The sequence below is a fragment of the Stenotrophomonas sp. NPDC047960 genome (assembly GCF_043204395.1).
In the GTDB taxonomy this organism is placed as follows: Bacteria; Pseudomonadota; Gammaproteobacteria; order Xanthomonadales; family Xanthomonadaceae; genus Stenotrophomonas.
This window is the reverse complement of record NZ_JBIDBX010000002.1, coordinates 507816-516400: the sequence shown is the minus strand read 5'-3', so window position 1 is coordinate 516400 and position 8585 is coordinate 507816. Positions and strand designations below refer to the sequence as shown.

General features: G+C 64.5%; 12 protein-coding genes. 6 read left to right on the top strand and 6 right to left on the bottom strand.

Annotated elements, in window-relative coordinates:
- The 3 genes from ACGFZ3_RS07980 to ACGFZ3_RS07970 all read left to right on the top strand — a co-directional run.
- On the top strand, nt 1-317 hold a 317-nt coding region (locus ACGFZ3_RS07980; RefSeq protein WP_392918858.1), incomplete at its 5' end, for an IS3 family transposase.
- 526 nt (nt 318-843) lie between these two features.
- The gene (locus ACGFZ3_RS07975; RefSeq protein ID WP_392918855.1) at nt 844-1446 is read left to right on the top strand and encodes an NAD(P)H-dependent oxidoreductase; all 603 of its coding nucleotides are present in this window, start codon (nt 844-846) and stop codon (nt 1444-1446) included.
- A gap of 10 nt (nt 1447-1456) precedes the next feature.
- Nucleotides 1457-2050, top strand: coding sequence for a TetR/AcrR family transcriptional regulator (locus tag ACGFZ3_RS07970; protein WP_392918852.1), 594 nt, complete (start codon nt 1457-1459; stop codon nt 2048-2050).
- Between the two features lie 60 nt (nt 2051-2110).
- Here ACGFZ3_RS07970 and ACGFZ3_RS07965 read toward each other — a convergent pair whose 3' ends face one another.
- A complete protein-coding gene (locus tag ACGFZ3_RS07965) occupies nt 2111-2659 on the bottom strand; it encodes a hypothetical protein (protein WP_392918849.1) in 549 nt (182 codons plus the stop codon).
- Between the two features lie 155 nt (nt 2660-2814).
- Entirely contained in the window at nt 2815-3468 is a 654-nt protein-coding gene (locus ACGFZ3_RS07960; protein ID WP_392918847.1) for a hydrolase, read from the bottom strand.
- A 158-nt stretch (nt 3469-3626) separates the two neighbouring features.
- Between ACGFZ3_RS07960 and ACGFZ3_RS07955 the strand changes: the two genes are divergently transcribed.
- The gene (locus ACGFZ3_RS07955; protein WP_392918844.1) at nt 3627-4502 is read left to right on the top strand and encodes a LysR family transcriptional regulator; all 876 of its coding nucleotides are present in this window, start codon (nt 3627-3629) and stop codon (nt 4500-4502) included.
- Between the two features lie 7 nt (nt 4503-4509).
- On the opposite strand, the gene arsB is transcribed toward ACGFZ3_RS07955, so the two are convergent.
- Nucleotides 4510-5586 (bottom strand): ACR3 family arsenite efflux transporter, encoded by a 1077-nt coding sequence (gene arsB / locus ACGFZ3_RS07950; RefSeq protein WP_392918841.1) that lies wholly within the window; start codon nt 5584-5586, stop codon nt 4510-4512.
- Nucleotides 5587-5596: 10 nt separating this feature from the next.
- Nucleotides 5597-5911 (bottom strand): ArsR/SmtB family transcription factor, encoded by a 315-nt coding sequence (locus ACGFZ3_RS07945; RefSeq protein WP_392918838.1) that lies wholly within the window; start codon nt 5909-5911, stop codon nt 5597-5599.
- A 38-nt stretch (nt 5912-5949) separates the two neighbouring features.
- On the opposite strand from ACGFZ3_RS07945, the gene arsH reads away from it, so the two are divergent.
- Both arsH and arsC read left to right on the top strand, forming a co-directional pair.
- Nucleotides 5950-6687, top strand: a complete 738-nt coding sequence (gene arsH, locus ACGFZ3_RS07940) for an arsenical resistance protein ArsH (protein ID WP_392918835.1) — start codon at nt 5950-5952, stop codon at nt 6685-6687.
- Entirely contained in the window at nt 6684-7088 is a 405-nt protein-coding gene (gene arsC, locus ACGFZ3_RS07935) for an arsenate reductase (glutaredoxin) (RefSeq protein WP_392918832.1), read from the top strand. Before arsH ends, arsC begins: the two co-directional genes overlap by 4 nt.
- Nucleotides 7089-7137: 49 nt before the next feature.
- On the opposite strand, the gene ACGFZ3_RS07930 is transcribed toward arsC, so the two are convergent.
- The gene (locus ACGFZ3_RS07930; RefSeq protein WP_392918829.1) at nt 7138-7830 is read right to left on the bottom strand and encodes a type 1 glutamine amidotransferase domain-containing protein; all 693 of its coding nucleotides are present in this window, start codon (nt 7828-7830) and stop codon (nt 7138-7140) included.
- 99 nt (nt 7831-7929) lie between these two features.
- Nucleotides 7930-8532 carry a TetR/AcrR family transcriptional regulator gene (locus ACGFZ3_RS07925; RefSeq protein WP_392918827.1) on the bottom strand — a complete coding sequence of 201 codons (603 nt, stop codon included), beginning with the start codon at nt 8530-8532 and terminating at the stop codon, nt 7930-7932.
- Nucleotides 8533-8585: the final 53 nt, after the last annotated feature.

Genomic DNA, 8585 nt, shown 5'->3' with positions numbered 1-8585 from the left:
CTGCAGGCCTGATCATCCACTCTGACCAAGGCAGCCAGTTCACGAGCAGCGATTGGCTATCGTTGCTGAAGCAGAATGGCATGGTTCCAAGCATGAGTCGGCGTGGAAACTGCCATGACAACGCGGTGGCTGAGAGCTTTTTCGGTGCACTGAAGAAGGAGCGGATCAAGCGACGGATCTACCCGACCCGGGACGAGGCTCGCTCGGATGTATTCAATTACATCGAGATGTTTTACAACCCAATCCGACGCCACGGTTTCGCTGGCAACCTGGCCCCTGTAGAGTTTGAACGGCGCTACGCGCAAAACGGCTCATGAATGTCTACGGAAGGCTGGCCGGTCCACTTTGTGTTCGCAAGCGGCTGATATTAAAGAAAAAAAAGAATCAATTGTCTTGGCAAATTGGAAGGATTGCAGGTGGTTGGTTCTAATCCGCGATCCGGTTTAATTGATTCGGTTGGGATGCTCACAGGTGCTCTGACTTAGGCGCCCGGCGCCTTTGGGACCCTTGGAGTTGGTCCTAGGTAAAGACCGGCCACCATCTATGGTGGCCGGTCTCCCACCAACTATGCTGAGCCGCATACATCTCGACGGCCGCTGAACCGCGAGCTGAGGTCGGGTGAAGTCCAAGGAGCGTCACCATGCAGGGGAGTGTGGTTTTTATGTTGTGCCCGTCGGCTGCCGGGGCGGCCTACGCCCGTCCGCCGGAGCCGGTGGAGCTGCCAGGCTTCAGAAGCAAGGCGCGACGGGTGGGTAATGCAACTCCAGCGTTCCGTCCATGGCACTGGTGATCCGAAAGGCCGATGTTACTTTTAGTAGGTAACGTCTTCCAAGGATCTTTCCCATGCACAGCCTGATCGTAGTAGCCCACCCCGAACCCGCTTCTCTCACCCGCGCGGTGGCCCACCGCATCGGCGATGCCATCCTCGCCGCCAGCAGGGGCAACACCATCGAGATTGCCGATCTGTCGGCGGAGGGCTTCGACCCCCGATTCAACTCGGCCGACAATGCCCTGTTCCGCCAGACGGAGGCGGCACCCGCCGACGTAGCGGCCGAACACGCCCGCATTGATCGCGCCGATGCGCTGGTGCTGGTCTACCCGTTGTACTGGTGGTCGTTCCCGGCGCTGCTCAAGGGCTGGATCGACCGGGTGTTCACCCAGGGCTGGGCCTATGCATACGGTGAAGACGGCAAGGTAGCCAAGAAGCTGCAGCGCCTGCAGGTGCATCTGGTCGGCCTTGGCGGCGCGGATGCCGGCATGATCGAGCGACGCGGCTACGGTTCCGCCATGAAGACCCAGATCGACATGGGCATCTTCGACTACTGCGGCGCGCGCGTGCAGTCGTCCACCCTGATGCTTGAATCAGACAGCGGCGCCGCCGAGGCCCATCTGCGTACGGCCGCCGGCATCGGTCGTACCATTGGAGCTTCTGCTGCCGCTGCCTGACGTCCTGCCGATGCCCGCCCGCCCCGTGCCACCCCGCCGCCGCCTGCCGCGTGAGCAGCGCGCCCGCCAGTTGCTGGATGTGGCGTGGGCGCTGGTGGGCGAAGAAGGCACCGACGCACTTTCGCTGGGGCGCCTGGCCGAAGCGGCAGGCGTCACCAAGCCGGTGGCCTACGACCACTTCGTCACCCGCAACGGCCTGTTGGCCGCGCTGTACCAGGACTACGACCAGCGCCAGACGGCGGTGTTTGAAGAGCGCATCGGCAAGGCGAGGGCGCAGCTGCGGGAGCGTGCGCGCGCGATTGCGGGGGGCTACATCGCCTGCGTGTTGTCGCAGGGCCGTGAGATCCAGGGCATCCTGGCGGCGCTGGCGGGTTCACCGGAGTTGATGGAAGTAAAGCGGCGCTATCAACAGGATTTCGTTGCCAGGTGCGCCGAATGGCTGGGCGGGTTTGCAGCAGGGGGCGACGTGCCAGAGGCTGGTTATTGGGCGATCCTTGGAGCCGCCGAGTCGTTGTCCGAGGCGGTCGCTGCCGGATCGGTGGAGCAGGCGGTCGCCGAGGTTGAACTGGAACGTTTGATCGTATCGACCGTCAAGCGGATCTGATCGAGCGCACGGCCACCAGGGTGGCCGTGTTTCCCGCTCGACGGCGCCCTCCCTGCTCCTTCAGGCAGCCTTGCCCAGTGCACGCCGCTCGATGCTGGCGGCAAACAGCGGCGTCTCGCGGCCGTTGTGGTCACCCCCATCGCGCTGACGTGCTTCGGCGGCCTCCTCGAACGGTGTGCCGTGCTCGGCGATGAAATCGAGGAATGCCTGGGTGGGGTGGGCCACCACGCTGTTGGTGTACTCGCACGTGTTCTCGTCGATCTTCTTCACGCTCAGCGTCCAGATCACCTGCACGCGGGTGCGGCCGTTGGGCGTGAACGCATCGGAGGTGGAGACCATGCGGCACAGGGTGGGCGTGGCGATCTCGGCCACGTAGTGCTGCACCATCAGGGTCTTGCCGATCATCTCGACGTTGATCGACATGCGCTGGCCATCATCGGTCGTGGTGCTCCCGGCGGAGATATGGTCCGGGGGACAGCAGCGCTGGTACTCGGCTTCGGGCAGGTTGAACAGCCAGTCGGCGATGTCCACCCTCCCGATCGGCGCGTTGATGACGTCGCTGTAGGCGGAGGACGAGAGCTGGCGGTCGGTGATGATGATGTCGGACATGGTGGCGTTCCTGTGGGAAGGGGCTGCAACGGGTGCAGTCCTACTATCCGCGCAGGCATCGCGGCCCACAGCCATCTCCCGGTATGCGCCGGACCGTCCACCGGTTCGATGGCCTCATACGCAGGTATGAGGCCTCTCGCGTCCCGCTTCGCTGGTCAAGCGGTGGGAGCAGGCACCGGGGTGTTGAGCAGCTGCTGCTCCCACAGGTAGGCGATGCCGCTGCCGGCGGCGTGCTGCTTGAACACGTCGGTCACTTCGGCCACGTGCTCCAGGCGGGCCCAGTCGCGCTGCCATTCGCCGGCCAGCGCGATCCAGGTCATCACGTTGGCGCCGGCGGCGATCATGCGCTGGATGGCAACCTGGTGCGCTTCAACCGAAACCGCACCGCAGGCATCGGTGATGACGGTGACGTCCCAGCCTTCGCCCAGTGCCTGGATGACCGGCATGGCCACGCAGATTTCGGTCCACAGGCCGGCTATGACCAGCTGCCTGCGGCCGGTGGCCTTGACCCGGTCCACCACCTTGCGGTCTTCCCAGGTGTTGATGAAGGTGCGGTCGATCACCTCCTGGCCGGGGAACACATCGGTGATGTGCGGGAAGATGAGGCCGCCGCGCTCTGCGATGACGCTGGTGAGGATGGTGGGCACGCCAAACGCCTTGGCGGTCTTGGCCAGCGCGGTGGCATTGTTCACCACCGCCTGCGGGTCGTGGCTGTTGAGGTTGGCCAGCTGGTAGGGCTGATGATCGATGAGCACAAGCACGGAATCTTCGGGGCGGAGCAGCGAGTCAAGGCCGTTGCGGAACGTCATGGCATCTTCCTGTATGGGTCGGGGTAGGGCGAACCCAGACCTTGTCATCGCTGGCTATAGGGCGGTAGCCGCGCGAGGCGGCCAGCTGTGTCGCAGAAACCGGAACACTGAATGGGCATTCGCTGTGTCAGGCTGTAGTGCGACTCAGGGAGGGCAGTGTGGATATCGAAGATCTGCGGACGTTCGTGGACGTGGCCGATGCCGGCGGCGTATCCCCGGCGGCGCGCCGGCTGGGCGTGGCCAAGTCGATCGTCAGCCGCCGGCTGGCCCGGCTGGAGGCGGAGCTGGGCGTGCAACTGCTCGCCCGCACCACGCGTGGGGCGGCGCTCACTGAAGCCGGCGCCACGTTCCGCGAGCACGCTGCGCGCGCGTGTGCGGAGATGGACGCAGCCCGGGAAGCGATCCTGCCCAATGGCGAGTTACGTGGCCGCCTGCGCATTGCCGCGCCGCTGACCTTCGGGCCTACGCATTTCGCGTCGGTGTTCGCGGAAATGGCGCGGCGTCATCCGCAGCTGCATGTGCATGCGCCCTACAGCGACCGCTTCGTGGACATGGTGGCAGAGGGCTTCGACTGCGGCGTGCGCGTGGGTTACCTGCCGGATTCGAATCTGGTCGCGCGCTGCGTGGGCCCGCTGTACGGGCGGCTGGTGGCCAGCCCCGACTATGTCAGTGCGAACGGGTCGCCGGAAAGCCCGGACGAACTTGGCGCGCACGAAGCGCTGATGCAGGGCACTGAGCCGTGGCAGTTCATGGACGGCGATAAGGTGGTCACCGTGCATCCGAGGGGACGCTTCAAGGCCGACAACGGCACGGCACTGCTGGCGGCGGCGCTGTCAGGGCTGGGCATCGCGTGGCTGCCCGACGGACTGACCCGGGAGCATCGGGATTCTGGTGCGCTGGTGCAGGAGATGCCGCGCCACCCACCGCCACCGGCCGGGATCTACGTCATCCGGCCGCCGGGCCAGCACCCGTCGTTGAAGGTGCGCGCGCTGACCGACTTGTTGATCGAGTGCTTTGATCACGCGCCGGCGTAGAGCGCTGTCACTCGCTGGAAATGGCCGCGCCCGTGCGGGTGCCAGCCGCAAAGTACCGGCTGCCCCACCGCAGCGCCACCTGCACCAGCAGCACCAGCACCGGTACTTCCACCAGGGGTCCGATCACGGCGGCGAAGCCCACCGGCGAGGCCAGCCCGAACGCGGCGATGGCCACGGCGATGGCCAGCTCGAAGTTGTTGCCAGCAGCGGTGAACGCAATCGCGGTGGTGCGCGGATAGTCCTTGGCGATCAACCGGCCCATGAAGAAGCTGATGGCGAACTGGATGATGAAGTACAGCGTCAGCGGGATGGCGATGCGAACCGCATCCAGCGGCAGACGCAGCACGTCGCCGCCCTTCAGACTGAACATCGCCACGATGGTCAGCAGCAGCGCTACCAGCGTGATCGGGCTGATTGCGGGCAGGAAGCGCTGCTCATACCACTGTGTGCCCTTGGCCGCCTTCAGCCAGCGCCGCGTGAGATAGCCGGCAAGGAAGGGTATGCCCAGGTAGATCAGCACCGCCTCGGCAATGGTCCACATGCTGACATCGATGACGCTGCCCTGCAGGCCGAATACCGGCGGCAGCCAGGACAGGAAGAACCAGGCGTACACGCTGAACAGCGCGATCTGGAAGAGCGAATTGAAGGCCACCAGCCCGGCTACGTACTGGCTGTCGCCGCGGGCCAGCTGGTTCCATACCAGCACCATGGCGATGCAGCGCGCCAACCCGATCAGGATCAGGCCGGTCATGTATTCGGGGGAGTCGTGCAGGAACAGCACCGCCAGGCCGAACATCAGGAATGGCCCGACGATCCAGTTCTGCACCAGCGACAGCGCCAGCACGCGCTTGTCGGCAAACACCTCTGGCAGCGCTTCGTACTTCACCTTGGCCAGCGGCGGGTACATCATCAGGATCAGGCCGATGGCGATCGGAACATTGGTGGTACCGACCGACAACCGGTTGAGGGCGGACGGGATGCCGTCAAACGTCGCACCCAGCCCAACGCCGACGGCCATTGCCGCGAATATCCACAACGTGAGATAGCGATCAAGGAAGGAGAGGCGGGGGCGTTGGTTGTCCACGTCAAGGGCCTCAGCAGCAGCCGGGCCGATCAACGGGCTGATCGTCGGCGCAGCAGTTTTCAGTCAGGTAAGCCACCAGCGCGTTCATCGACTGGAAGTCAGCCCGGTAGCAGATGGCCCGGCCACGCTGCTCGGCAGTGACCAGACCAGCCGCAGACAGTGACTTCAAATGGAACGACAGGGTGGCGCCAGGCAGGCCCATGGCCTGTGCGATATCGCCAGCCAGCTTGCCGGTGCTGCCGGCCTGCACCAGCAGACGAAAAATGGAGAGGCGGGTGACATGGCTCAAGGCCGCCAGGGCAGTGGTTGCGCGCTTATGTTCCATAATTCTAGAATAATGGAAACATTGAGGCAGGACAAGCCGTGGAAGCGTTCCCCAATCTGGTCCCCGATGCGTTGGACATCCCTTCGGTCGCCGCGCTTGAAGCGGGATCCGTGCCGCCGCACCGCCCGCGCATTCTCATCCTGTACGGCTCGCTGCGGCCGCAGTCGTTCAGCCGCAAGCTGGCGCTGGAGGTGCAGCGGCTGCTGGAACACCTGGGCGCGGAAACCCGGCTGTTCGATCCGCACGCACTGCCGATGCTCGACGCCGTGCCGGCCACCCATCCCAAAGTGCAGGAACTGCGCCAGGCGTCACTGTGGTCCGAGGGCCATGTCTGGATCAGTCCGGAACGGCACGGCACGCTGACGGCGGTATTCAAGAACCAGATCGACTGGCTGCCGCTGGAAGAAGGCAGCGTGCGGCCGACGCAGGGACGTACGCTCGCCGTGATGCAGGTCTGCGGCGGCTCGCAGTCGTTCAACGTGGTCAACGCCCTGCGCGTGCTGGGCCGTTGGATGCGCATGGTGACCATCCCCAACCAGTCTTCGGTGCCCAAAGCCTGGCAGGAGTTCGACGAGAACGGGCGGATGAAGCCGTCGGCCTATTACGATCGCGTTGTGGATGTGATGGAAGAGCTGGTCAAATTCACCCTGCTGGTGCGCGGCCGCAGTGACTACCTGGTGGATCGCTACAGTGAGCGCAAAGGCGCAGCCGAAGCGGCCGCGCTGGCGGCCGCGGCTGGTGTCGTTGAACCTGTTTTCAATGAGGAAAGTGCATGAACGCCGTCATTTACCACAATCCCCGGTGCGGCACGTCGCGCAATACACTGGCCTTGATCCGGCACGTCGGGATCGAGCCGGAGGTGATTGAATACCTGCTCACGCCGCCGACCCGCGCACGCCTGGTCGAGCTGATCGCCGCTGCGGGTTTGAGCGTGCGCGGTGCCATCCGGGCAAAGGAAAGCCAATATCTGGAACTGGGCCTGGATGACCCGTCACTCAGCGACGATGCCCTGCTGGATGCAATGCTGGCCCACCCGATCCTGATCCAGCGACCGCTGGTGCAGACCGACCTCGGTACCCGCATGTGCCGGCCGTCCGAGGTGGTGCTGGAGATCCTGCCGCCCATCGCGCAGCCGTTTACCAAGGAAGATGGCGAAATCGTGGGTGCAACAGGCTGACTACTGGACACCGGATGCGGCGAAGCGCTGCTTCGCCGCGGTGCATGCGTTACCGGGCGTTGGCAGGCGCCAGCTGGTTGAGAAGCGTCGTCGCGGTTTCACCGGATGAAGCGGGATTCTGCCCGGTGATCAGCAGGCCATCACGGACCACGTACGAGCCCCAGTCCGGGCCTTTCGAGTAATCGCCGCCCAGCGCCTTCAGCGTGTCTTCGACCAGGAACGGCACCACGTCGGTGAGACCGACCCCGGCTTCTTCGCTGTTGGTGAAGCCGGTTACTTTCCTGCCTTCCACCAGCGGCTTGCCATTGGCGGCCTTGACGTGGCGCAGTACGCCCGGCGCGTGGCAGACCAGGGCGACCGGTTTGTTGGCGGCAATGAATGACTCGATCAACGCGATGGAGTCGCGGTCCTCAGCCAGGTCCCAGAGCGGACCGTGGCCACCGGGGTAAAACACGGTATCGAAATCGGCCTGCGAGACGCTGTCCAGCCGCACGGTGTTGGCCAGCTGCGCGGTGGCAGCGGCATCGGCCTCGAACCGGCGGGTCAGGTCCGTCTGGAAGTCCGGTTCGTTGCTCTTGGGATCCAGTGGCGGCTGCCCACCCTTTGGCGAAGCCAGGGTAATTTTCGCGCCGGCATCCTGGAAGGCGTAATAGGGGGCGGCCAGCTCTTCCAGCCAGAAACCGGTCTTGCGGCCGGTGGCGCCAAGTTCATCGTGGGAAGTCAGGACAATCAGTACATTCATGGGGCACTCCTGGTTGGGTTGTTGGTTACAGTAGACCGGTCGTCTAGAATGCCGGCGTGAAAAAAACCCCATCGGGGCGTGAGGGATCCGCCGCTGCGGTCAGTCAGGGCGGATGAGGTGGTGGGCGGTACGCAATGCGTTGTCGAACGGCTGGCGGTTGCGGACAATCTTCGCCATCAGGCTGGCGCCCAACCACAGCTCGTAGAGGCTCTGCGCCATGGCCTGCGGATTGCCGGCGAACGACAGCGAGCCTTCCCGGGCACCGGCTTCGAGTACCGTTGCCAGGCGGCTGATGATGCCGGCGGTACCGCGCTGCAGCGTTGCGCGCATGCTTTGGGAAAGATCGGCCACTTCAGCGCCAAGCTTCACTGCCAGGCACCTGCCCTGGCAGTCCTCGAAGGACTGGTTGTCCATCCATGCCTTGAAATAGGCGTCCAGCTGCTGCGCCCGGGTTCGGCGGGGCTGGCTGAAGGTGCGGTCCATTTCGGACAGGTACCCAGCGAAATAGTCCTCCAGCAACGCGTCCCCGAACGCCTCCTTGGAGCCGAAGTAATGATAGAACGAACCTTTCGGTACGCCTGCAGCGGTCAGTACTTCGTTCAGCCCCACGGCCGAGAAGCCTTTGCCGCCCATGATCCGCTGGCCGGTGGCCAGGATCTTGTCGCGGACATCCAGGGTGTCGATGGCGGGGGTCGGTGTCATGCAGCGCACTGTACACCCGATTAGACCGGTCGTCTAGTATTCGCAGCGGGTGG

Bases quoted from the DNA above. Each gene is read 5' to 3' on its own strand.
- ACGFZ3_RS07975 (WP_392918855.1), top strand. From the start codon at position 844: ATGCACAGCCTGATCGTAGTAGCCCACCCCGAACCCGCTTCTCTCACC.
- ACGFZ3_RS07945 (WP_392918838.1), bottom strand. From the start codon at position 5,911: ATGGAACATAAGCGCGCAACCACTGCCCTGGCGGCCTTGAGCCATGTC.
- ACGFZ3_RS07960 (WP_392918847.1), bottom strand. From the start codon at position 3,468: ATGACGTTCCGCAACGGCCTTGACTCGCTGCTCCGCCCCGAAGATTCC.
- ACGFZ3_RS07970 (WP_392918852.1), top strand. From the start codon at position 1,457: ATGCCCGCCCGCCCCGTGCCACCCCGCCGCCGCCTGCCGCGTGAGCAG.
- ACGFZ3_RS07965 (WP_392918849.1), bottom strand. From the start codon at position 2,659: ATGTCCGACATCATCATCACCGACCGCCAGCTCTCGTCCTCCGCCTAC.
- arsC (WP_392918832.1), top strand. From the start codon at position 6,684: ATGAACGCCGTCATTTACCACAATCCCCGGTGCGGCACGTCGCGCAAT.
- ACGFZ3_RS07930 (WP_392918829.1), bottom strand. From the start codon at position 7,830: ATGAATGTACTGATTGTCCTGACTTCCCACGATGAACTTGGCGCCACC.
- ACGFZ3_RS07925 (WP_392918827.1), bottom strand. From the start codon at position 8,532: ATGACACCGACCCCCGCCATCGACACCCTGGATGTCCGCGACAAGATC.